We start from the raw sequence: 21,866 nt of genomic DNA, 5'->3' as shown, positions 1-21,866 counted from the left end.
AATGCCTGCGCTCGGCAATACGGCGTTGAAATCCACCTCACTGAACAACGTTCAGAACGTCCGTAGGACGGCCCGAAGGGCGAGCGGAGCGAGTCATATACTCATTTACTCCAAGTAAACTGGAACGCCAGCCCGGTCCTTTTTTCGGCCGATTTCGCCTTGTCTTGCCTTCGCTCGTCGAATTTGTAAACACCCTCTCAGGGGGCGATCAGCGGTAGCCACAGCGCCAGCGCGACCAACGTGGCCAGCAGTACCGGCGGTGTGATCAGCAGCCCGATCTTCATGTAGCGACCCCAGCCGATGCGATAGCCCTTCTTGGCCAGCACGTGCAGCCACAGCAGGGTCGCCAGGCTGCCGATCGGGGTGAACTTGGGCCCCAGGTCGTTGCCGATCACATTGGCATAGATCATCAGCTCGCGGGTCACCGCCGGCACGTCGGCCTGGTGGATCGCCAGCGCCCCGACCAGGGTCGAAGGCAGGTTGTTCATTACCGAGGCGAGCAGGGCGCTGAAGAAGCCGGTGCCGACGGTGGCCACCAGCGGGCCGTGCTGGCCCAGCCACTCGAGCACGCCGGCGGCCAGCGGCGTGAGCCCGGCGTGGCCGAGACCGTAGACCACCAGATACATGCCCACCGAAAACCACACGATCTGCCACGGCGCGTGGCGCAGGGCGTGGCCGACCGAGACCACCGCGCCGCGGCCTGCCTGCCACCAGCGCCCGGCGATGACGATCAGCGACAGCGCCGCCGCGCCGGTGACGAAGGCCACCGGCACGTGCCAGGCGGCGGTGACGAAGTAGGCCACCAGCAGCGTGATCAGCAGCGGAAAGGCGGCGCGGAACACCAGCGGATCACGGATCGCGGTGTGTGGTGGGTCCAGCTTCTCCAGCGCGTAGCGCTTGGGCACCCGGCGACCGAAGGTGAGCCACAGCACTGCCAGGGTCGCCAGCAGCGAGACCAGATTGACCGGCAGCATGACAACGGCGTAGCGCGAGAACGAGATGCCGAAGAAGTTGGCGCTGACGATGTTGACCAAGTTGGAGATCACCAGCGGCAGGCTGGTGGAGTCGGCGACGAAGCCGGTGGCGATGATGAACGCCAGTGCCGCCTGGGGCGAGAACTCCAGGCGCAGCAGAATCGCCAGCACGATCGGTGTCAGCAGCAGCGCCGCACCGTCGTTGGCGAAGAACGCCGAGATCACCGCGCCGAGCACCACCACCAGCGGGAACAGCCAGTGGCCGCGGCCATTGCCCCAGCGTGCCACGTGCAGCGCCGCCCAGGCGAAGAAACCGGCCTCGTCGAGGATCAGCGAGATGACGATCAGGCCGACGAAGGTAAAGGTAGCGTCCCAGACGATATCCCAGACCGTGCCGATATCGCCTGGCTGGACGACACCGGTCGCCAGCGCGAGCACGGCGCCGCCGACGGCGCTCCAGCCGATACCCAGGCCGCGGGGTTGCCAGATCACCAGGATCAGGGTGACGACGAAGATGGCCAGCGCCAGCATGCCAAGACTCTCCACGAAGGGGGCGGGAGCCGGGCGCCGCGAGACACCGCCCGGCACGGGCACCCGATAATCGATTAGGGAATGCGATCACAGATCGCGCTGATTGACCCGGGCGGAGAGCTGGGCGGCGCTCTCCACGCGCTCCGAGTAGCGGTCGGTCAGATAGGCCGCACGCCCGCGGGTCAGCCAGGTGAACTTCACCAGCTCCTCGCAGACGTCGACGATGCGCTGGTAGTAGGGCGAGGCGCGCATGCGGCCAGCGTCATCGAACTCGTTGAACGCCTTGGGCACCGATGACTGGTTGGGGATGGTCAGCATGCGCATCCAGCGGCCAAGAATACGCATCTGATTGACCGCGTTGAAGCTCTGGCTACCGCCGCAGACCTGCATGACCGCCAATGTCTTGCCCTGGGTGGGGCGGATGCCGCCCAGCGACAGCGGCAGCCAGTCGATCTGTGCCTTCATCACCGCGGTCATGGCGCCGTGGCGTTCCGGGCTCACCCACACCATGCCTTCGGCCCAGGTGGCCAGCTCGCGTAGCGCCGCGACCCGCGGGTGCTCCGGCGCCGCGGCATCCGGCAGCGGCAGGTCGCGCGGGTCGAAGGTGGCCACCTCGCAGCCGAAGGCTTGCAGCAGCCGGCCCGCTTCTTCGGCCACCAGGCGCGAATAAGCGCGCTCGCGCAGCGAGCCATAGAGCACCAGGATGCGCGGCGGATGATGGGGCCCCGCCTCTCCCGCCAGGGCCTCGCCATCGATGGGTGCGAAGGCGGCGGGATCGAGCTGGGGCAGGGTGTCGAATGACGCAGGCATGGCGGCTACTCAGCGGCGGGCGGATGGCTGGACTTCGGTGTCGAGTGCACGACCTCGCCATCTTCCTTGGTGAAGGTGGCGATCGGATGATCCAGCAGCGACAGCACGACCTCCGAGGGACGGCACAGCGCAGCGCCCTTGGCGGTGACCACGACCGGGCGGTTGATCAGAATGGGATGGGCGAGCATCGTCGTGATCAGTGTTTCGTCGTCGAGGGTCGGGTCGTCCAGGCCGAGTGTGTCGTAGGGGGTGCCCTTGCGTCGCAGCAGCTCGCGCGGCGACAGCCCCGTGGCTGCCAACAGGGCCACCAGTTGGGCGCGATCCGGTGGGGTCTCGAGATAGTGGATCACCTGGGGCGTCTCCCCTGAGGCTTCGATCATCGCCAGGGCGTTACGCGAGGTACCGCAGTCGGGATTGTGATAGATCACGGGGTTCATGGTGTCTCTCATGACGGATCGGTCGATGGGCTGGCTGCGGCGCTGGCACAGCCGCCGAGCAGGCTATCCAGTGGCGCGCAGACCTCGGGGCTGCCTTGGCAGCAGTCGCTGACCAGGAACGCGGCCAGGGCGCCGACGGCGGCGAGGTCGGCGCGGTAGATCATCGAGCGGCTCTGACGCTGGGCATGAATCAGGCCGGCGCGGCTGAGCACCGCCAGATGCGCCGACATCGTGTTGTGCGGCACGTCGAGGTGGCGCGCCACCTCGCCGGCGGCGAGGCCGTCGGGTTCGTGCCGGGTCAGCAGGCGAAAGGCCGCCAACCGGGTTGGCTGCGACAGCGCGGCGAAGGCGTCGAGAGCGTCATTAGTGTCCATATATCCAAGAATATCGACATAAGGTCGAGGCGGCAATCACCACGATGGCCTTTCGGCGAGAGTGAGAGCGGTATGACCTTTGTGTGACCTGTATGAGCGAACTACGCTCAAGAAGCTGTCTGGGCGGCAACCCGCCCAGCGCCCTATACGATCAAGGAGGTCGCATGTACGAAGAGCAGATGAAAGGACGCACGGAGTCCCTCAAGGGCCAGGCGCAGGAAGCCGTGGGCCGGTTCACCGAGGACGAAGAGCTGCGCGACGAGGGCCGTGCGCGCCACGCTGCGGGCAAGCTGCAGGCCAACTACGGCGAGAAGCTCGACAGCGTGCGCGAGGCGACGGTCAAGAATCCGATCAGCGCGCTGGCGATCGCCGGTGGCGTCGGGGTGTTCCTGGGTATCCTACTCGGACGCCGCTGATACGTCCGAGTGCGCTACCCGCTCCCTGACGACGAAAGCCCCGGCTCAGCCCGGGGCTTTCATCGTCAGGAGGTATCGGAAGGTAGATGTCGACGCAGTTTCACATTTGACGCGGAAAATACTTGAGGCCAGCCTTCGTCGGGGCCATTATCTGCGCCCTTCCATCGGTCGCTGTGGCCGGCGGAGGACCAAGACCGGGGTGGCATCGGGTCGGGGTGCGCTGAATCTGCACGACAGATGAGTTGCCCACTACCGATAAGACCTTCCACTGTTGACTTTTCCCGATCTGGAATCGAACTCATGAGCAAAGTCCTGATTATTGGCGCCGGTGGCGTCGGCGGTGTCGTCACGCACAAATGTGCGCAGCATCCCGAAGTGTTCACGGAAATCTGCCTCGCCAGCCGCAATGAAGCGAAGTGCAAGGCGATCGCCGAGCAGTTGCCGCGTCCCATCCAGACCGCCCAGGTCGACGCCGACGACGTGGACGCGATCGTGGCACTGATCGAATCGTTCAAGCCGGACGTCCTGATTCACGTGGCGCTGCCGTATCAGGATCTGACCATCATGGAGGCGTGCCTGCGCACCGGCGTGCCTTATCTGGATACCGCCAACTACGAACATCCGGACGAAGCCAAGTTCGAGTACAAGGAGCAGTGGGCATTCCAGGAGCGCTACCAGAAGGCCGGCAACATGGCCACGCTGGGCTGCGGCTTCGACCCCGGCATGACCAATATCTACTGCGCTTACGGCCAGAAGAACCTGTTCGACGAGATCCACCGCATCGATATCCTGGATGCCAACGGCGGCGACCACGGCTATCCGTTCGCCACCAACTTCAACCCGGAGATCAACATTCGCGAGATCACCGCGAATGGCCGCTACTGGGAGAAGGGTGAGTGGGTCGAGACCGCGCCGCTGGCCGAGAAGCGCACCTTCGACTTCGACGGCATCGGTGAAAAGGATCTCTACCTGCTCTATCACGAAGAGCTGGAATCGCTCTCCCAGAACATCAAGGGGCTCGAGCGCATCCGCTTCTGGATGACCTTCTCCGAGAAGTACATCACCCATCTCAAGGTGCTCGAGAACGTCGGCATGACCAGCATCGAGCCGATCGAGGTCGACGGTGCCCAGGTTTCGCCGCTGCAGTTTTTGAAGCGCGTGCTGCCGGACCCCGCATCGCTCGGCCCGCGCACCAAGGGCAAGACCAACATCGGCGTCATCCTCGACGGCATCAAGGATGGCAAGCGGCGCAAGGTGTACATCTACAACATCTGCGACCACGAGAAGTGCTACGCCGAAGTGCAGTCCCAGGCGATCTCCTATACCACCGGCGTGCCGGCGGTGACCGGCGCCATGCTGATGCTCGAGGGCATCTGGAAGGGCGATGGGGTGTTCAACGTCGAGCAGCTCGACCCCAACCCGTTCATGGAGCGCATCGGTGAGATGGGCCTGCCGTGGCAGATGGTCGAGCTCGATCCCGACGTCGACCCGCTGGCCTGAGGGCCGGCGTGATGGCTGATGCGATGAGCGATTCCACGCACGCGACGCCGGCGGAGATCTGCGGTTTCGATATCCACGCCTGCCCGTCGCCGGCCTACGTGGTCGACGATGCGCGCCTCACGCGCAATCTGGAGCTGCTGGCGCGGGTTCAGGCCGAGAGCGGTGCCAAGATACTGCTGGCGCTCAAGGGGTTCGCCATGTGGGATACCTTCCCGCTGGTGAGCCGCTATCTGGTCGGCACCACCGCCAGTGGGCAGGACGAGGCGCGTCTCGGCGCGGAGACCTTCGGCGGCGAGGTGCATGTCTACTCGCCCGCCTTCACCGCGCCGGAGATGGAGGTGGTGCTGCGCTACGCCGACCATCTCAGCTTCAACTCTCCTGGCCAGTGGCGCCACTTCCGCGACACCGTCGCGGCGGCGCCGCGGCCGGTTTCCTGCGGGCTGCGGGTCAATCCGGAGCACTCCACCGGCGAGGTCGCGCTCTATGACCCCTGCGCGCCGGGCTCGCGTCTCGGCACGCGGGCATCCGAGCTGCGCCCGGGGGATCTGGAAGGGCTGGAAGGGCTCCACTTCCATACCCTGTGCCAGCAGAACAGCGACGCGCTGGAGGCGACCCTGGCGGCGTTCGAGGCCCGGTTCGGCGAGTATCTCGGCGGGCTGCGCTGGGTCAACTTCGGCGGTGGGCACCACATCACCCGGGCCGACTACGACGTCGCGCGGCTGGTGCGGGTGATTCGCGAGTTTCGTGCCCGGCATCCGCATCTCGAGGTCTATCTGGAGCCGGGCGAGGCGATCGCGCTGAATACCGGCTTTCTGGTGGCCACGGTGCTGGATATTGTCGACAACGATGGCCCCATCGCGATTCTGGATACCTCCGCCACCGCGCACATGCCCGACGTGCTGGAGATGCCGTATCGCCCTGAGATTCTCGGCGCGGCCGAGCCGGGCGCGAAGGCTTACACCTATCGCCTGGGCGGCACGACCTGTCTGGCGGGTGATGTGATCGGCGACTACGCGTTCGACGCCCCGCTCGCCATCGGCGATCGGCTGGTGTTCACCGACATGGCCCACTACACCATGGTCAAGACCACCACCTTCAACGGCATTCGTCTGCCGTCGATCTGCCGGGTCGACGCCGAGAGTCGCGAGGTGCGCACGGTCAGGACCTTTGGTTACGAGGATTATCGCCAGCGCTTGGGTTGAAGGCCGGTGTCGCCCGGTGGTGTCCGATAAACCCCGCTTCGGCGGGGTTTTTTAATGTCTGTAGGCAAGGCATCCCGGCCAAGGGGGGAGCGAGAGGATATATGGGAGGGTCGCGAGCAGGCACAAAAAAGGCCGCCGAGACGGGGGAGGCGGCCAAAGGGCTTGGACAAAACGTTCGAACGCTGCGAGTCAGTGAAAGCTGGCGTTGCGACAGGATCAGTGGCTTATACGGCGACCGAGGGCGAGCGTTTCTCGCTCATTGCAGTCACCGCGGTATCGGCACGACGCGATTCGTAGCGGGGTGGCTCGAAGTGGTGCGCCGTACATTGAGCGCAGCGCAGCTTGCGCGTCTCACCCGGGCCCGAGGCGACGTAGAACTCGCGGAAGCCGCAGATCAGACACGGCTGCTCGAGTTGCAGTCGACTCACGCCGAACGTCGCGCCGTCGGGTCGTTGAGCGCTCGGCTGGAGCGCGCCATCTGCAGGATCAACCCGCGTGACAGATTGAGCGCATGCATGGGATAGGAGACAGAGTGAGTATCGGCGTAGTGGCCGCAGGTATCGATGAACTCACCGCAATCGGTGCAGGTGATTTCGTCCCAGTCGTTGGCGGTATCCGGGGCGATGGCGTGCTGACTTCCACAGCGGGTGCATGAGATCTGGTAGTTCATGACTTCCCTCCTTGGCGCTGAGAGTGGACTTCCGGTGTCCAGGGGGTCGGCATCCTTGCCGGTCCGGCCAGTGCGGGGGAGGCTGGCCTTCGGGACATCCTGTCCGTGTGTGACACCCTAAACTTGGCATAACCCGTAAAACTGTACAAGGGTTTTTTCAAGTACAACTCTGGGTCAGCTTGTGCGATCCGTGTCATGGCGCGACATGGCGTCTCTGTGGCAGGGGTCGCACTGGCCATGGGCCGTTGCTAATCACGCTAGCGCTCGATCTTTGCATGTCGATGACAGGCCGGTGTCAGCCCGCCGGACGCTCTCGAGAGAGGGGCTGTGGAGAGAGGTTCTGGAGAGGGTCTCAGGAGGCCGACGGCGGCGCACCGAGAGGGCCCATCTCGCCATTCAGAATGGTGTCCAGCAGCTCTTGGGCGCAGTTGGGCAGCACGCCCTCGTCACGAATCAGCAGCGTGCGCTCGCGGTAGGCCCAGGCATCGCCGAGATGGCGTACCTGCAGCTTCATGCTGGCCTGATAGCGCCGCGCGCAGGACTCGGGAATGATCCCCACGCCGACCCCGGCCTCGATCATGCGGCAGGCCGATTCGAAGCCGAACACCTGTATGCGCACCGGCAGCGGCAGGCCGAGCTCAAGCGCCTTCACCTGCAGGAAATGAAACAGCGTGCTGCCCTCGTGGAGCCCGACATGGGGGAAGTCGAGCGCATCCTCGAAGGTCACGGCGTCGCGGGTCGCCAGCGGGTGCTCCCACGGGGTGGCCAGAACCAGCCGGTCGCGGCTGAAGGGCAGCGAGCGCAGCCGCGGCGGCACCTCCATCCCCACCATGATGCCGAGAACCCCCATGTCGGCGGTGCCATCGAGCACGCCGCGAATGATATCGCTGGTCATGCGCTCCTGCAGATCGACGGTCACACCGGGCCGGGTGGCGAGGAACGCGGCCAGTACCTCGGGCATGAACTCGATCACTGCGGTGGTGTTGGCGAAGATGCGCAGGTGCCCGCTGGCGCCATCGGCGTAGGCGGAAAAGTCGCTCTTGACCCGCTCCACCTGGCGCAGGATCAGGCGTGCATGATTCAGCAGGCGCTCTCCGGCGGGCGTCAGCTCCACACCCTGGGCGCTGCGATAGAACAGGCGGCTATCGAGCTGCTGTTCGAGAGTCTTGATCCGCCCGCTGACTGCGGCGGTGGAGAGATGCGCGCGGCTAGCGCCGGCGGTCAGGCTGCGGGCCTCGGCGACATGAACGAAGATACGAAGATCGGCGAGATCGAAATGCATGGCGCTCGGCGTCGCTGGGGGAGTGTCAGGGCAGACGAGTATAGCGTTCTGGGCCCTGGCATCACTAGGCCGTGGCAAAGGACCACATAGGTTATCGTAGCGCCCGGTGGAGAGGCCCTAGAGTGGCGGCACTTTCATAAGGAGGTGCTGATCCATGGAGTGGTTCGCACAGAACAGCCGGGCGATTACCGCGGTGAGCAGCCTGCTCACGCTGTTTGTCTGGGTATTTTACGCACAGATTCTCTACCGCAATTTCGCGCGTACTCGGCGGCCCAGGATCATCATCAACCGGGGCCATGGCAACGGCCTCGGGGCGCGCTGCTTGATCAGCAACATGAGTTCCGAGCCGATCTTTCTCGAGCACGTGATCGTCTCCCTGCACACCAGTGAAGGGTGGTTGACCAAGGATCTGATCGACGAAGAGGTCAACTATCTGCGAGAGGCGGAATCCGACAGCCAGCACGTCTCTAGCCAGGGGCCGATGCTCTCCGGCAGCTTCAGCCATATCGGCACTTTTCGCGCGATCATCCAGCAGATCTGCCGCAACCACGACATCGACTTCGCCCAGGGGCATACCAGTAACGGCGCCAAGCTGCACCATCTCGATGTGCGGGTGGTGGCGATCTATGGCAGCGAGGACCATCCCATTGGGGCGGCGCGCCGCTTTCGCATGGAGCAGGAGGAAGACGGGGATACCTGCGTACTCGTGCCGGTCTCTTTCGATACCAAGCGCTATGCCAGCCGGCTGCAGCGCTGGCGGGTGCGCCAGTGGATTCGTCGCCTCGACTGAGAATCGACGCCCAAACGCAACGAAGCCCGCGTATGCGGGCTTCGTCGGTGCTATCTTGCGCCGTGGCGCAGGGCTAGCGAGATCAGAGCGGCTTGATGTTGGAAGCCTGCAGACCTTTTTTGCCTTGAGTCACGTCGAAGGAGACTTCCTGGCCTTCCTGCAGCGACTTGAAGCCACTCGCTTGGATTTCAGAGAAGTGCGCGAACAGGTCGTCGCCGCCTTCAGACGGAGTGATGAAGCCAAAGCCCTTGGAGTCGTTGAACCACTTAACGGTGCCAGTTGCCATGTGTCGAATTCCTCAATACGTGAGCTTGCGCTCAAAAGTTGCCGGGTAATACCCGAATTAGTGGGCAAAACAAGGGGATATAACCAGGCTACCGATTGACTCGACTGCGACTGACAATATGCGACTTGCTACCTACCTGCCTCAGGGTGCGGCCTTGAGGCGGAAGTGTCAAACGATATTTTCGCTGAGGCGAGAAAATATCGCCCGAGGCCCGTGCGGGACGAGACGCCTGGGCAAGCTGTTGCCAAAAGCATCATCCCGAACAGGGGAATCGGGGCCACGTAGGGGGCTCAGCGTCTGGCGCTCGCGCGCTGTGCGCTACGATGTCCATCGGTGAGCGGAGAAGCGCCACAAACGCGGTGTGCGCCGATGGCGGCAGCGATTCGTGAGCGCCCCAACTGGCGGTGAGCACTGCAGCGCTCGCAGATGGCGCGCTCGGGGGCGAGTGAAACATCGAAACGATCGTGTCCACAGACCCAGCATCTGACGTCGAGACGTACCGCTGTCATGCCGCTTCCCCGGTGATGCCGATGAGGCTGGCATTACCCGGCTGCTCGCGTGCCATGCGTAACAGCGTCTCGACGGAGAGACTCAGCGTGTGCAGGCGATGATTGCGCGACCCGAAGGTGGCGTTGTGGTCGCGTGTGGCGATGAACTCGCCGCAGCCGACGCAGATGATCTCGTCCCAGTCCTGGGCGGCGTCGTTGGAGTGGCCTTGGGTATGGCCACAGCGGTGACAGGCAATATCGTGTTTCATTGGGGGCCTTCCTCGGCATCCAACCGTCGATCTTCCTGACCGGCGGTACTCAAAGGTGGCAATCCTTGCCAGGCGGTTCCAGCATCCGATGCTGACTCCAGTAGCCACAATCCTTGCGGCGTGATGGCAGAGTGGCACACTGCCAAAACTTGTACAAGTATAATTAGAGGTACAATTCGTGCAGAGCTGGAAACGGGGAGCTGGCGATGTCGACGTCGACCTTCAAGCAGCGTGAGTGGGTCAAATGGAAGTGGGGGCCGAACTGGGCCGAAGGGCAGGTGACCAAGCGTTTTCACGAGCCGGTGACGCGCAAGCTGCAGGGCAGCGAGATCACCCGCAAGGGCTCCAAGGCCAACCCGGCCTACCTGATCAAACAGGAGGATGGCTCGCGTGTGTTGAAGCTGCACAGCGAGCTGGAAAAAGCCTAGGTACTGCTGGCCTGGCGCCACTCTGCGGCGATCGCCTCGACAAGGGCCGTTGCCGGCAGCGTTCGCGCCCGGTCGGCTCCGGTGCCCGCCCACTGGGCGCCGTAAGTGCCATCGCCATTGGCCTTGGCGGCGGCGTTCAGTGCCTTGCCCAGATCGTAGGCGCAGGGGTAGGCGGGGATCTCGTCCGCCTGCGCGTCTCGTGCCCAGGCCGTGAAACCGTTCTCCAGGCAGCGTGCCGGGCGCCCGGAAATCGCCCGGGTCATTACGGTTTTGCCCCCGACTGCCAGGCGTTCGCGGTAGGCCGGGTCGGCGGCGCTCTCCGGGCAGCCGATGAAGGCCGTGCCCAACTGCGCCGCGCTGGCTCCCCAGGAGAGCGCCCGGGCGATATCCACGCCATCCATCAGCCCGCCGGCGGCAATGATCGGCAGGTCGAATTCCGCCACCAGTCGGCGCGTCAGCGCCTCGGTGGAGAGACGCTCATCCTCGACCTCAGGGTCGAAGATGCCGCGGTGCCCCCCCGCTGACCACCCCTGGGCGATGATCGCATCGAGGCCGCTGGCGGCGATCCGGCGCCCCTCGTCCAGGGATGTGGCGGTGGCCAGCAGCAGGCAGCCTGCGCGGCGCAGTGACTCGATCTGCGCCGCCGTGGGTAGACCGAAGTGGAAACTGACCACGGCCGGGCGGGTCTCCTGCAGCACCTCCAGCATCGCTGGGTCCAACTGAAAAGGAGAATAGATCTCCTCCAGCGCTGGCGGCGGCGCGCTGCCGAAGGTCTCGAATAGCGGCCGGGCGCGTTCGATCCAGCGCGACTCGACCTCGCTGTCGCGTGCCAGCGCTGCATGGCAGAACAGGTTGACCTGAAAGGGGCGTGCGGTCAGCGCCTGGGTGCGGGTGATCGCCATATGGGCGGCCGCCGGGGTCGAGGCCCCCAGGCCCAGCCCGCCCAGCGCGCCGGCATTGGAGACCGCCGCGGCCAGCTCGGGGGTGGCCGTGCCGGCCATGGGCGCCTGCAGCAGCGGCAGCGTCAGCGTCAGCGTCTGAAACAGCGCCTGTGTCGAAGCGTGTCGTGGGTTCACGGGTCACCTGTGTCTTGGAGTCGTTAACCTTCACCGAGTCCTTGGTCGCGCCGGGCGTGATCAGCTCGCCAGCACCTGCCCAGGGCCGAAGCACTCGTAGTGGCGGTTCTCCGCGCTCACCCCCTGTTCGGCCAGCATCCGGTCCAGCGCGCGCATCATCGGCAGCGGCCCGCATATATGGTAGCTGGCTGCCGAATCACCCACCCAGGCGGCGAGATCTGCCGCGTCCAACAGACCCTGCTTGATATCTGCCGCCCAGTCGGCGGGTGCATCCGTACGCGGTTCGTCGTAACACAGATGCAGCGAAAAGTTGGCGTGGGCCCGGGCCAGTGCCGCCAGCTCTTCGCCGAAGGCGCGTACGCCGGCGTGCCGGGCAAGCTGGATCATCACCACCCGCCGCTCCGGTGACGCGGCCACGGCGGCATGCGCCATCGAGATCAGCGGGGTGATCCCCACGCCACCGCCGATCAGTACCACCGGGCGGGCCGGGTCTTCCGGCAGCGTGAGTTCGAAGGTGCCATAGGGCGGTGTGAGCTCGACCTGATCCCCCTCGGCGAGCGTGGCATGAATCTGTGGCGATACCTGGCCTGCCGGCTGCTCGGCGTTACCCGTCTCATGCTTGATGCTGAGGCGATAGGTCTCACTGCCGGGGGCATTGGAGAGGCTGTACTGGCGCATTAGCCAGTTGCCTGCCGCATCCGTCAGCCGCAGGGTCACGTACTGACCGGCGGTGTGGGCCGGCAGTGTGCGGCCGTCGCTCGGCGCCAGATAGAGCGAGACGATGTTCTCGCTCTCCGCCTGGCGGCGTACGATGGTGAATGGCAGGAAGCCGGCCCAGCCCTGGGTTTCGCGCTGCTGAGTGTAGAGTTCATGCTCGCGGCCGATGAACACCGCAGCCAGCTGGGCGTAAGCTGCCTTCCAGGCGTCAATGATCTCCGGTGTGGCGGCATCGCCCAAAACCTCCTGGATCGAGGCGATCAGGTTCTCACCCACGATGGGATAGTGCTCCGGGCGAATGGTCAGCGAGGCATGCTTGTGCGCGATCACCTCCACCGCCGGCGCCAGCGCGGCCGTATCATCGATATGGCGTGCGTAGGCCAGGATCGCCCCCGCCAGGGCCCGTTGCTGCGCGCCCTCGCGCTGATGCGCGGGATTGAAGTAGGGCTTCACCTCGGGATTGTGCGCGAACATGCGAGTGTAAAAATGGCGGGTCAATGTCTCCCCATGAGCCTCGAGCACGGGAATGGTCTGCTTGACGGTGGCGATCTGGTCTGGACTGAGCATGGTGACTCCCCGATGGCGGGTAGGGCTGGCGGATGGCGCCAGCGTTTCTTAATTGGTATGTCATCTACCAATTTAAATTGGAGTATCATTTACCACTTTATGACTGTCAAGCGATCATGAAACTCACCACGCACACCGACTACGCGCTGCGGCTGCTGATCTATCTGGCGATCCGGGGCGATGACATGCCCGCGACCGTGCAATCGGCGGCGGGCCACTACGGTATTTCCGGACACCATCTGGCCAAGGTGTCGCAGACGCTGGTGCAGTTGGGCTATGTCTCCAGCCTGCGCGGGCGGGGCGGTGGCCTGCGCCTGAATCGTCCGCCCGAAGAGATCAATATCGGCGCGCTGATTCGGCAGACCGAGAACCTCGAACTGCTGGAGTGCTTCGGGCCCAACTCGACCTGCCCGATCGACCCCGCCTGTCGGCTCAAGCATGTGCTGGGGTCCGCCCAGAGGGCGTTCATGCAGGTGCTGGATGGCTACGTACTGGCGGACATGATCGAAAATCGCGAGGCGCTGCGCCTGCTGATCTCCGGCGACGCTAGCTGAGAGCGGCGCCGACTGCACGATCGTTCAATACCGCTCCCTCGGGCGCCTTCACACTGGCGACGCATTCATGTGAATGGCACCGAGAAATAGCGAGTCAATCATGGAGATCGTGCTGTACGCCTTTACCGTCATGTACACCCCGGGGCCGGTCAATCTGCTGGGGCTCAACGCCGGGCTCACACGCTCCCCGCGGGAGAGTCTGGGATTTTTCCTGGGAGTGGCTCTGGCGATGTTCGTCTGGTTCGTGGTGATCGGCTTCGCCGGGCAGCTGTTCGTGGTTCAGCGTATGCTGCCCTATATCGCATTCGCCGGTAGCGCCTACATTCTCTACCTGGCGTTCAAGCTGTTTCGCGCACCTGTCTCGCTCGATGCGCAGACAGCGCCCGCCGCCAGGCTGATGTTTCGCGATGGCTTTCTGATGCAACTGCTCAACCCCAAGAACTCGCTGGTGGTGATCCCCATCGCCACGGTGATGTTTCCGGGGCGCGGCATCGCCGGTGGCGAGCTACTGGCATGCTCGGCGGCGATCGCCCTGGGCGGCGGCGGGGCACCCGCGCTCTACGCGCTGGCCGGCCATCTGATTGGCCGGCGTATCGCCCGGGCCGAGGTGTTCCGCCTGTGCCATCGGCTGATGGCGCTGCTGCTGGTGGTCGTGGCGATCCTGATGTTGCGTGACTATGTCTGGTATAGCGATGTCTGGGCAGCATTGCTCTGAGGAGATGACATGGCAGAGGCGGAGGGAAGACGGAAGAGTGATTGGCTGATCGCATCGCCGACATCGCGGCTGGAGCGAATCGAAGCGCGCTTCCAGGGGCATGCCTACGATATGCACCGGCACGACAGCTTCGCCATCGGCCTGACCCTGAACGGCGTGCAGAGCTTCAACTACCGCCGTGGCTATCGCCATAGCCTGCCCGGCACGGTGCTGGTGCTGCACCCGGACGAACCCCACGACGGCCATGCCGGTGACGCCCGCGGGTTTCACTACCGCATGCTCTATATCGAGCCAGCGCTGATCCAGAGTGCCCTGGGCGGGCAGCCGCTGCCGTTCGTGGCTGGCGGGCTCTGCTGCGAGCCGCGACTTGCCACGGCAGTGCAGGCGTTATTGGCCAGCCTCGACGGCGCGCTCGACCCGCTGGAGGAGAGCGACGGCATCGCCGAGCTGGCCGATGCTCTGGCCGCCAATGGAGATGCCCGCCGCAGCCCGCCCAAGCGCTTGCCCGATTACCGTGCCGCGCAGCGGGTGCGCGAACGGCTCGACGCGGCGCTGCTGGACGGCGTCTCGCTGGATGAGCTGGAAGCCATTGCCGGCCAGCCGCGCTGGACGCTGTCGCGGGACTTTCGCGCGCTCTTCGGCACCAGCCCCTACCGCTATCTGACCCAGCGCCAACTAGCGCTCGCCCGCCAGCAGATCGCCGCGGGCACTGGCTTGGCCGAGGCGGCGCATGCCGCCGGCTTCGCTGACCAGAGCCATATGACCCGCGCCTTCGGGCGGACCTATGGCCTCTCTCCGGCGCGCTGGCGCGGGCTGCTCGGGACTCGCTGAGTGCCGGCCCATCCGCCGCACAGCTCGGGCCGGCAGCACTCGGGGCCACAACGGGTTTATCTCGGAGAATCCGGCGCTTATACTGTGCGCCGCTTGGAAACAGCGGCGCCATGCCGTCTCGCCACCACGCCCCCGTAGCTCAGCTGGATAGAGCGGCCCCCTCCTAAGGGGCAGGTCATAGGTTCGAATCCTATCGGGGGCACCAGCGCCATCTCAGTGATACCGCGGCCTCCCGGCCTCTCCCTCGATGTGCTGAATGGTCATGCCAGTGCTAGCGTGACTATTTCGTGCCGGAACCAGGTTGTCGACCGCCTCTCGGAGAGCATCGGGGTGCAAGTGCGCGTAACGCTCGGTCAGCTTGACTGACGAGTGCCCCAGCATGTCCCGCACCTTCATCAGCTCCGTTCCCGACATGACCATCCAGCTGGCGAGCGTGTGCCTCTGATCATGTTGGCGGAAGTCACTGATTCCCGCGTCACGCTTAGCGGCTGCGAAGGACTTCTTCATGTCCTTGATCATCTCGCCCTTCTTGTTGCAGAACACCCACTCGGTGTCAGGGCAATGCTGATCGCACCATCGCCTACGGCTGTGCAGCGCTTCCACAGCGATCGGGTGCAATGGCACCGTTCGGCGCCTCGCGCTCTTCGTGTTCTCTGCTTCCAGCAGGATCAGCCGGCGCGACAGGTCGACTCGCTTCCACGTTATCGAGGTCGCCTCGCCCCGACGCATGCCGGTGTAGAGACACAGCTGAATGAAGTCGGCCAGCCATGGCGCTCGCTCCCGCTGCCTGGCGGCATCTATCAGAGACCCAGCCTCCTCGTGGCTCAGCCACCTCACACGCCCTTCGGGCTCCTTCATTTTCTTTCGCGCCGCTGGGTTGCCGATCTGCCAGCCCAGCTCGTCCCGGCAGAAGTTGCATGCGGCGGAGAACACTCCGACTTCCTTGTTGATGGTGCCGGGCGAGACATCGAGCGCTCTCATCCGCATGTACTGCTTCACATCGTGGTCGGTGATGGTGTCCATGTACCGGCCGTGAAACACGGGGTAGAGGGGCTTGATCGTCGATAGACGGCGTCTCTCCGGTGTTCGGGTCTTGTGCCCGCGCAGATAGGCCAGCATCACCTCATCGAACGTGTGGCGCTGGCGAACCTCGTCGGCCTCCTTTCCCCACATCCTTTGCTGGTGCACCTCCAGCTTCCACTTCGCCAGGATCGCTTCAGCTTCCTGGCGCCCCGCCGCGCCTACCGGTACCCCAGTAGAGCGCCTAACTCGTCTCCCTTCTGAGTCGGTGAAGCTCGCCCACCAGCACGGCGAGTCATTTCTTTCGTAGATACCTTCTTTTGCCTTTCGCGGCATACGTCGATCTCCCCATCTGACGCATGCGGCCCCGCGACCGCATCATTATGACTGCCCCTGAAACGCTCCGCATAGGCCTCGAGGTCGCGGTAGTGGATCAGCACCCGGCGCCCAGGATGTTTCCGCGCAGCGATCTCGCCACGGCGGACGAGTCGCCGGATCGTCTCGGCTGAGTATGGGATCAGCGCCGCGGCCTCGATCTCGTCTGGTGTCCAAAGCAGCTTGTCCATCTCACCCTCCCCGGAGGCGCTTGCGCAGCGCCATGTCGTCGTCACGCTGCCGCTCTTCCTCTCGTTGCTGCTGAGCGGCGAGCGCTTCTCGGACCCCGGGTATCTGCAGCAGCTGTCGGTAGTGCTGGCGGGCGCCGTCCAGATCGGCGACAGCTCGGTCGCGCTGGCGGCGCATCATGGCGAGTAGATCTTCCGGCGGCAGTGGCTCGCCGTCGGTGCCGACGAGCCCGGCGCCATCGCACATGGCGCACGGGGCAGACCCGAACATGCCTATCCACTCGCCGGTTCCCTTGCACTGCGGGCACTTGATCGTCTCAGGCTCCTGCCAGTGCAGCGGCTTCGACTTAGCCATCGGAGCCCTCGGTGGCTTTGGTATCGCTGTATGCCCAGGTCTGCACCGGCCCATCCTCGGTGTCGATGATTGCCAGCAGAAACCAGCCCGGGTCTTCGCTGGGCGGTTGCAGGGGCCAGGCGCTTAGATCTACTGGCTCGCACGCATCGAGCTGGGCAATCAAGGGGCTGTCGGGGTCTTCTTCCAGCGTTCGGGTTTCGACGACGAGCTGATGAGTCACGCACCACTCGTCTAGTTCGTCGGCATCGATGTAATCGCGGTCGTCGAACAGTGCCTCCCACGCTGAGTGAGTCCACATGCCGTCGCTGTTCCGCTGGATCTCTTCGGGCTGAATCATGGTTCTGTCCTTGCTGTTGTCCTTCAGTCGCGGTTGTCGTCGGCCCACTGGCGGTTGCTGGCGGCCACCTGGCGCCGGCACCATCCGGCCGCTTTGGCTTCACGCAGCGTTCGCCGGCGCGGCCATGAATTTCTGCTCGTGGGTGAAATTGGCCTCGACCAGGGCGCGAGCCAGGGGCGGGCACACGCTGTTGCCGATCAGGCGCACCTGAGTGCGCTTGGGCACCGGCTTGCCGTCGATCTCTGCGAACTGATAGCTGGCAGGGAAGCCCTGGGCGGCTGCAAGCTCGTGTGGCTGGAACATGCGCGTGCCAATGTCCGTAATGGCGTAGCTCTCGCCATCGATCGTGACGGTGACCAACTGGAAGCGATCAGTCGTAGTGATGGTGGGGAGCGGCTTGCGCAGATCTCGCCCTGTCTCGCCTGACCCGGTGCCGTAGTACGGTGCGAGGAAAGCGGCTACCAGAGCTGGCTTGGCACCACTGGCTTGCGCGGCAGGCGTAAGCGATACGGTAACGAGCCCGTTATGGTCGGTGGCGGTGATGGTGGGTAGCGGCTTGCGTAAGTCGTCACCGATCACGCCGGTGTAATGCTTGGCCACAAAGGCTGCGACCTTGCACGACTGATCTTCAGCGCTAGCGATTACCGGCGCTATGAATGGGTCTGATGCCTGGACGACAAAGCGCATCACGCCATTGGCGATACGGTCCAACGTGGCAGCGGCAAGCGTTTTTTTCCGGCCGAAGATGCTGGGGCACGGTATCGACCAGTCAATGCACTCTGCGGCGGTGCGGTAGGGCGCCAGCTTGCCGCGCTGGACAGCCGGTGCCGCCGGGTCTCCGTGGGTGGCCTTCGGCCAGGAGATCGGCAGGCCGTCACGCCGCGCTATCAGGAACAGCCGCTTACGAATTGTCGGCGTGCCGTAGTCGCAGGCTCGTAGGATGCGCCAGTCGACCTCGTAACCGTGGCGCTGGAGCGCGCGCACAAAGCCGCGGAACATCTGTCCCTTGCGCTTCGGGTCTGGCACCAGGTGGCCCTTGGCGTTCTTGACTAAGGGGCCCCAGTCGAGGAACTCCTCGACGTTCTCCAGAATGATCGCACGCGGTTTCACCCGCGCTGCCCAGCGCACTGACACCCAGGCCAAGCCGCGCACGCTCTTGCTCACCGGGCGCCCGCCCTTGGCCTTGGAGTGGTGTCGGCAATCGGGCGAGAACCACGCCAGGCCCACTGGTTGGCCGCCGGTAGCCTCATCGGGGTTGATGTCCCATACGTCGGCGACGGCATGCCGCGTGGCGGGGTGGTTGGCAGTGTGCGCGGCAATAGCCAAGGCGTCGTGGTTGACCGCGAGATCCACGGGCCGGCCCAGGGCCTGCTCAATGCCCTCCGATGCGCCGCCGGCACCAGCGAAGTTATCCGCCGTCTGCTCATGGCATAGGTTGAGTGCAAGACTGGTCATGTTGTCGTGTCTCCTGGGTCTTCCCATGCGCTCAGGCAAACAGCCGGCGGTCTGCATCCACCGGGTAGTCGGGGTTGTGGTAGCACCAGAGCGAGCCGCGCCGGTGCGGGAAGTGGTAGCCGTCACAGCGGCAGGTCAGCGCCCGCCAGGGCTTGGCGTCGGCCCACTTGTCGATGCGCAGCGTGTTGAACCGGTGGCAGTTGCGGCACCGCGGCCCGCGCACGTATTCGTCGGGATGCATTGGTTTCGTCTGGCGCGCGCCACACACCCGGCAGCGGCAATGCCGCCGGGTCGGCAGGTAGATCGGCATGACTGCCTCCGGATAGAGGGCAGCACAAAGGCCAGCGCCCGATCGGTCTGGCGCTCGCCGTTATGCTTGTGTAGTGTTTGAACGACTGTTTTGGGTTGTTTGGAGAAAAGATGGAAAACAATAAATCTTTATTTCAGCTAAAGCGATTCTGGTGGGCGTTGATAGTACCGCTTTTAATATCTGTGCTTGCGGCCGTTTATGTCTTTTGCACATCAAGACTTAGTTACGAATCCGGATATGAAGCGTTCAATTTTCTTTTAGTGGCTTATAAAATCCCTTTGGGGTTGCTAGCTTTAGTGTTTCCGCTCGTAGCGCTGGTTGCAGCAAGTCATAGATCGGAGCAAGCGGCCAATCAAATATATATCGCAAACGAGCAGGCAAAGTTGACAAGAGATCAGTTGTCAAAAGTGGAAGCGCAACTGTTACGGCAGCTTCGTCAGGACAATATTTCTAACTATTTTCAACACGTCAGTGAATTCAATAAGTTGCTCGATAGGCTTGAAAATTCCTACAAGGTTGAGTTTCACCAAAGAGATCAGTTGTATAAACTGATTTTTCCAGACAATAGTCCTGAGAATGTATCCTATGTTGGCGGAAGCGATGACGAAACGTCCTCTTATTTAGAAATGATAAAAAGCCAGTGTGAACAAGAGTTTTTCGCTAGAGACTCTAAAGGAGGTGTTAGTGACGAAGTGGATGTGATTGGTCTGTTGCTGACCTGGAGAGAAGCAGACAGGTCTTTGTTCTACAGCCATCGCCATGGAAGACTTGTCACGCCTAGAAAAGCAGGTGTTGATGCTGAGGAGTTTATAGTTAAATTCCATCCTCATGATCCTGCTATTCACATCGATACGTTTGCCTCGATCCTTAGGCATCTATCAGCATTTTCCATCGAAAAACAGCATTTTCTCCTAGAGAGCTATCTAACCGGTTACGCATATGAGGCAGCTAACAACTATTTATCGCGGTGCCAAACCGCGAAAGATAAAGATTTAAGTTGAGTTTCATTGGGCAGAATTCTTGCACCGCGTCGAGTGCATAGACGCTGAGAGCTAGAGTCCTCTCCGATGGCCAGCGGATTACGCACCGCTGGCACTGCGTGGGGTCCGAGTTGTTAAAGAGCTGCTGCATCTGGCAGCGCCACACGTGACGCTCTCAGTTGCAGGCCGCCGTGCGCTGGCGGCTGCGTCGTTCAGTTGCTGGCGTAGGCGTTGCTGTTCGTGCTGCTGAGCGCCGTGGCGCAGATCTCGGCGGCAATGCCGTCGTAGTCGGGGTGGCCGTAGCGGCGGGCCGGTGGCACGCCGCGGGCGGCTTCGGCGCGCCAGGTGGCGACGCCGTCGCAATAGCGGGCCTGCTGCATGAGCTGCACGTCGTAGTCGCTTGGGCCGAGCAGGTCGGTAGACGCCACGGTGAGCACCGCCAGGGTGATGATCCCGGCGGCGACGCCGGCCAGGGGGCTGGTGATCAGGCGCATGCGTTGGCCTCCTTGCGTTTGCGGGCGATGGCGATCAGGCGGATCTGGTCGGCGATCCAAGCGCGGGCATTTATCTCGCGGCCGAAGCACTTATCTGTGATGACGACGATTCGCTGCTTTGCCGGGAGGAAGAGCGCCGGGCGGTAGCCGCTGGCGGGTGCGCCCCATTCGCGCAGGCGGCCCAGATACTGCACGCCGGTGTCGGGCTGGCCGTTGGTGCAGAGCTGCTCGTCGTATACGGCAACGATCTGGTGCGCCGGATAGCAGAAGGTCTTGAGGCTCATGCGGCCACCCCGCTGACATCGTGGCTCTCCTGGCGGCGGCTGAGCTTCGTGATGCTGATCGTCTGGCGGCCGCCGCTGGAGCGCAGGCGCTGCATGTGCACGTCCGGCGAGATGGCGCTGATCGTGATTGCCAGCAGCAGCGGGGCGATCCACGTGCGCCGCATAGCCTGGGCGACAGCTTCCGTGGCTCGTTGGGCTCTAAGGGTGAAGTAGATCGCTTCAACGGTGCTTTTGACGGTCGCCGGCGAAACCCCGCGAGCCTTGGCGATCTCTTTCTGAGTCATGCCGGCGGCAATGCCCGCAATGACAAAGGCCTGATTGGCGGTGGGGAGGCCTTGGGCGCGTTTGCCTACCCGGCAGCGGTAGCCGAAGGCGTGGATCGTTTGAGTGGTTTGAATGACCTTGTGCATTTTGTTACCCAAGATGGCGTTGTCTTGAGGTAACTATTACCCACAGGTAATCTATAGGTCAATACCCAGGGGTTACGAAATTTCTACGAGACAGAAAAAACCCGCCTCTGAGGGCGGGTTTCGCTCACCTATCTCTGGTTCAGAGATCTAGATCATCCTGGTTGCTTGCTGGTGGATGCCTGGAAGACGTACGAGTCAGGGGCGCAAAGGACTGCAACTCCTTCCACTCTTGCAGGGTCTTGCCAGCATCGCTAGCCACACGGTGGCGCTCTTCCGGCGGATAGCTCATCAGTGGCTTGCGAGGTCGATACTGAGGCATCTTGCGTGCTCCTTATGAGCATGCGAGACAGCTGGTGCACGGTAGGTCGGAAAAGATGTGTGACTGTGTGTGGCAAAAAGACAACCAGAATGGCTGTTATCCGCCTTTACACTTTGAGTGTCACACTCTAAATTACACCTACGGTAACTTCTGGGACCCTGGGTGAGCGGCGCTGCAACGCTGATGCTCGCCATAGGAGAAGGCTACCTGTACACCTTAGTCTCTAAGGGGTTTAGAAGGGCTCTCCAGCAGGAGAGCCTTTCCTCTTGGCGGATAAGTTGCTACCCGCTGCAAAAACTATATATGGTAGCCATTTGGTTTTCCAAGCAAAGATGTGGTTTTTTTCTGTGAGTTTCCTGTGGATAATTTTGCCCTGTCAGCCAAGCCGCATGGTTGCGCTAAACGTACCCTGCGAAGAGAAT

The 21,866-nt window shown here is 63.3% G+C and carries 29 protein-coding genes and 1 tRNA gene; 11 read left to right on the top strand and 19 right to left on the bottom strand.

The window, feature by feature from the left end:
* Positions 1–197: 197 nt before the first annotated feature.
* The 4 genes from ABV408_RS13515 to ABV408_RS13500 all read right to left on the bottom strand — a co-directional run bounded on the left by ABV408_RS13515 (position 198) and on the right by ABV408_RS13500 (position 3,126).
* Positions 198–1,505, bottom strand: a complete 1,308-nt coding sequence (locus ABV408_RS13515; protein ID WP_353979448.1) for an arsenic transporter — start codon at positions 1,503–1,505, stop codon at positions 198–200.
* Positions 1,506–1,592: 87 nt separating this feature from the next.
* Positions 1,593–2,315, bottom strand: coding sequence for an arsenical resistance protein ArsH (gene arsH / locus ABV408_RS13510; protein WP_353979447.1), 723 nt, complete (start codon positions 2,313–2,315; stop codon positions 1,593–1,595).
* Between the two features lie 5 nt (positions 2,316–2,320).
* The gene (gene arsC, locus ABV408_RS13505) at positions 2,321–2,752 is read right to left on the bottom strand and encodes an arsenate reductase (glutaredoxin) (RefSeq protein ID WP_353979446.1); all 432 of its coding nucleotides are present in this window, start codon (positions 2,750–2,752) and stop codon (positions 2,321–2,323) included.
* 8 nt (positions 2,753–2,760) lie between these two features.
* On the bottom strand, positions 2,761–3,126 hold the full coding sequence (locus ABV408_RS13500; protein ID WP_353979445.1) for a helix-turn-helix transcriptional regulator: 366 nt from the start codon (positions 3,124–3,126) through the stop codon (positions 2,761–2,763).
* Positions 3,127–3,290: 164 nt separating this feature from the next.
* Here ABV408_RS13500 and ABV408_RS13495 point away from each other — a divergent pair, with 164 nt between their 5' ends.
* The 3 genes from ABV408_RS13495 to nspC all read left to right on the top strand — a co-directional run bounded on the left by ABV408_RS13495 (position 3,291) and on the right by nspC (position 6,244).
* Positions 3,291–3,542, top strand: coding sequence for a CsbD family protein (locus ABV408_RS13495; RefSeq protein ID WP_353979444.1), 252 nt, complete (start codon positions 3,291–3,293; stop codon positions 3,540–3,542).
* A gap of 300 nt (positions 3,543–3,842) precedes the next feature.
* Positions 3,843–5,042, top strand: coding sequence for a saccharopine dehydrogenase family protein (locus ABV408_RS13490; protein WP_353979443.1), 1,200 nt, complete (start codon positions 3,843–3,845; stop codon positions 5,040–5,042).
* Between the two features lie 23 nt (positions 5,043–5,065).
* Positions 5,066–6,244: a carboxynorspermidine decarboxylase gene (gene nspC / locus ABV408_RS13485; RefSeq protein ID WP_353979442.1), complete on the top strand. Its 1,179-nt coding sequence runs from the start codon at positions 5,066–5,068 to the stop codon at positions 6,242–6,244.
* Positions 6,245–6,468: 224 nt separating this feature from the next.
* Here nspC and ABV408_RS13480 read toward each other — a convergent pair whose 3' ends face one another.
* The 3 genes from ABV408_RS13480 to ABV408_RS13470 form a co-directional block, all read right to left on the bottom strand.
* Positions 6,469–6,672, bottom strand: a complete 204-nt coding sequence (locus tag ABV408_RS13480) for a hypothetical protein (protein WP_353979441.1) — start codon at positions 6,670–6,672, stop codon at positions 6,469–6,471.
* Positions 6,669–6,914, bottom strand: a complete 246-nt coding sequence (locus ABV408_RS13475) for a hypothetical protein (RefSeq protein ID WP_353979440.1) — start codon at positions 6,912–6,914, stop codon at positions 6,669–6,671. The genes ABV408_RS13480 and ABV408_RS13475 overlap by 4 nt, the downstream gene beginning before the upstream one ends.
* A gap of 352 nt (positions 6,915–7,266) precedes the next feature.
* Positions 7,267–8,196: a LysR family transcriptional regulator gene (locus ABV408_RS13470; RefSeq protein ID WP_353979439.1), complete on the bottom strand. Its 930-nt coding sequence runs from the start codon at positions 8,194–8,196 to the stop codon at positions 7,267–7,269.
* 154 nt (positions 8,197–8,350) lie between these two features.
* On the opposite strand from ABV408_RS13470, the gene ABV408_RS13465 reads away from it, so the two are divergent.
* Complete coding sequence (locus ABV408_RS13465) at positions 8,351–8,986, top strand: hypothetical protein (RefSeq protein ID WP_353979438.1); 636 nt, start codon at positions 8,351–8,353, stop codon at positions 8,984–8,986.
* Positions 8,987–9,068: 82 nt separating this feature from the next.
* Here ABV408_RS13465 and ABV408_RS13460 read toward each other — a convergent pair whose 3' ends face one another.
* Both ABV408_RS13460 and ABV408_RS13455 read right to left on the bottom strand, forming a co-directional pair.
* Positions 9,069–9,272, bottom strand: coding sequence for a cold-shock protein (locus ABV408_RS13460; protein ID WP_035475974.1), 204 nt, complete (start codon positions 9,270–9,272; stop codon positions 9,069–9,071).
* Positions 9,273–9,777: 505 nt separating this feature from the next.
* Positions 9,778–10,029: a hypothetical protein gene (locus ABV408_RS13455; protein ID WP_353979437.1), complete on the bottom strand. Its 252-nt coding sequence runs from the start codon at positions 10,027–10,029 to the stop codon at positions 9,778–9,780.
* A gap of 206 nt (positions 10,030–10,235) precedes the next feature.
* On the opposite strand from ABV408_RS13455, the gene ABV408_RS13450 reads away from it, so the two are divergent.
* Positions 10,236–10,457 (top strand): DUF2945 domain-containing protein, encoded by a 222-nt coding sequence (locus ABV408_RS13450; protein WP_353979436.1) that lies wholly within the window; start codon positions 10,236–10,238, stop codon positions 10,455–10,457.
* On the opposite strand, the gene ABV408_RS13445 is transcribed toward ABV408_RS13450, so the two are convergent.
* Both ABV408_RS13445 and hmpA read right to left on the bottom strand, forming a co-directional pair.
* Complete coding sequence (locus ABV408_RS13445) at positions 10,454–11,533, bottom strand: nitronate monooxygenase (RefSeq protein ID WP_353979435.1); 1,080 nt, start codon at positions 11,531–11,533, stop codon at positions 10,454–10,456. The two genes, ABV408_RS13450 and ABV408_RS13445, sit on opposite strands and share 4 nt — an antisense overlap.
* Positions 11,534–11,593: 60 nt before the next feature.
* Positions 11,594–12,817, bottom strand: coding sequence for an NO-inducible flavohemoprotein (gene hmpA, locus ABV408_RS13440; RefSeq protein WP_353979434.1), 1,224 nt, complete (start codon positions 12,815–12,817; stop codon positions 11,594–11,596).
* A gap of 116 nt (positions 12,818–12,933) precedes the next feature.
* Here hmpA and ABV408_RS13435 point away from each other — a divergent pair, with 116 nt between their 5' ends.
* The 4 genes from ABV408_RS13435 (at position 12,934) to ABV408_RS13420 (ending at position 15,122) form a co-directional block, all read left to right on the top strand.
* Positions 12,934–13,371 (top strand): Rrf2 family transcriptional regulator, encoded by a 438-nt coding sequence (locus ABV408_RS13435; protein WP_353979433.1) that lies wholly within the window; start codon positions 12,934–12,936, stop codon positions 13,369–13,371.
* A 100-nt stretch (positions 13,372–13,471) separates the two neighbouring features.
* The gene (locus ABV408_RS13430; protein ID WP_353979432.1) at positions 13,472–14,086 is read left to right on the top strand and encodes a LysE family transporter; all 615 of its coding nucleotides are present in this window, start codon (positions 13,472–13,474) and stop codon (positions 14,084–14,086) included.
* 9 nt (positions 14,087–14,095) lie between these two features.
* Positions 14,096–14,917 carry an AraC family transcriptional regulator gene (locus tag ABV408_RS13425; RefSeq protein ID WP_353979431.1) on the top strand — a complete coding sequence of 274 codons (822 nt, stop codon included), beginning with the start codon at positions 14,096–14,098 and terminating at the stop codon, positions 14,915–14,917.
* A 128-nt stretch (positions 14,918–15,045) separates the two neighbouring features.
* A tRNA-Arg gene (locus ABV408_RS13420) sits at positions 15,046–15,122 on the top strand.
* Positions 15,123–15,130: 8 nt separating this feature from the next.
* On the opposite strand, the gene ABV408_RS13415 is transcribed toward ABV408_RS13420, so the two are convergent.
* Complete coding sequence (locus ABV408_RS13415; protein WP_353979430.1) at positions 15,131–16,273, bottom strand: site-specific integrase; 1,143 nt, start codon at positions 16,271–16,273, stop codon at positions 15,131–15,133.
* On the bottom strand, positions 16,159–16,503 hold the full coding sequence (locus tag ABV408_RS13410) for a helix-turn-helix domain-containing protein (protein ID WP_353979429.1): 345 nt from the start codon (positions 16,501–16,503) through the stop codon (positions 16,159–16,161). Before ABV408_RS13410 ends, ABV408_RS13415 begins: the two co-directional genes overlap by 115 nt.
* On the opposite strand from ABV408_RS13410, the gene ABV408_RS13405 reads away from it, so the two are divergent.
* Positions 16,496–16,690, top strand: a complete 195-nt coding sequence (locus ABV408_RS13405) for a hypothetical protein (protein WP_353979428.1) — start codon at positions 16,496–16,498, stop codon at positions 16,688–16,690. The genes ABV408_RS13410 and ABV408_RS13405 overlap by 8 nt on opposite strands.
* Before the next feature lie 157 nt (positions 16,691–16,847).
* Here the strand turns inward: ABV408_RS13405 and ABV408_RS13400 are convergent, their stop codons facing one another.
* The 3 genes from ABV408_RS13400 to ABV408_RS13390 form a co-directional block, all read right to left on the bottom strand.
* Positions 16,848–17,192 (bottom strand): hypothetical protein, encoded by a 345-nt coding sequence (locus tag ABV408_RS13400; protein ID WP_353979427.1) that lies wholly within the window; start codon positions 17,190–17,192, stop codon positions 16,848–16,850.
* Positions 17,193–17,291: 99 nt separating this feature from the next.
* Positions 17,292–18,647, bottom strand: a complete 1,356-nt coding sequence (locus ABV408_RS13395; protein ID WP_353979426.1) for a DNA cytosine methyltransferase — start codon at positions 18,645–18,647, stop codon at positions 17,292–17,294.
* Between the two features lie 31 nt (positions 18,648–18,678).
* On the bottom strand, positions 18,679–18,957 hold the full coding sequence (locus tag ABV408_RS13390; protein WP_353979425.1) for a hypothetical protein: 279 nt from the start codon (positions 18,955–18,957) through the stop codon (positions 18,679–18,681).
* Between the two features lie 110 nt (positions 18,958–19,067).
* Between ABV408_RS13390 and ABV408_RS13385 the strand changes: the two genes are divergently transcribed.
* Complete coding sequence (locus ABV408_RS13385) at positions 19,068–19,958, top strand: hypothetical protein (RefSeq protein WP_353979424.1); 891 nt, start codon at positions 19,068–19,070, stop codon at positions 19,956–19,958.
* Between the two features lie 191 nt (positions 19,959–20,149).
* Here the strand turns inward: ABV408_RS13385 and ABV408_RS13380 are convergent, their stop codons facing one another.
* From ABV408_RS13380 to ABV408_RS13370, 3 genes are read right to left on the bottom strand one after another with little or no spacing between them, the layout of a single operon-like run.
* Positions 20,150–20,431: a hypothetical protein gene (locus ABV408_RS13380; RefSeq protein WP_353979423.1), complete on the bottom strand. Its 282-nt coding sequence runs from the start codon at positions 20,429–20,431 to the stop codon at positions 20,150–20,152.
* On the bottom strand, positions 20,422–20,715 hold the full coding sequence (locus tag ABV408_RS13375; RefSeq protein WP_353979422.1) for a hypothetical protein: 294 nt from the start codon (positions 20,713–20,715) through the stop codon (positions 20,422–20,424). Before ABV408_RS13375 ends, ABV408_RS13380 begins: the two co-directional genes overlap by 10 nt.
* Complete coding sequence (locus tag ABV408_RS13370) at positions 20,712–21,125, bottom strand: LuxR C-terminal-related transcriptional regulator (protein ID WP_353979421.1); 414 nt, start codon at positions 21,123–21,125, stop codon at positions 20,712–20,714. The genes ABV408_RS13375 and ABV408_RS13370 overlap by 4 nt, the downstream gene beginning before the upstream one ends.
* Positions 21,126–21,866: the final 741 nt, after the last annotated feature.

It is taken from the genome of Salinicola endophyticus, from assembly GCF_040536835.1.
In the GTDB taxonomy this organism is placed as follows: Bacteria; Pseudomonadota; Gammaproteobacteria; order Pseudomonadales; family Halomonadaceae; genus Salinicola; species Salinicola endophyticus_A.
Note: the sequence above shows the minus strand (reverse complement) of the source record. Positions and strands in the feature narration are given on the sequence as shown.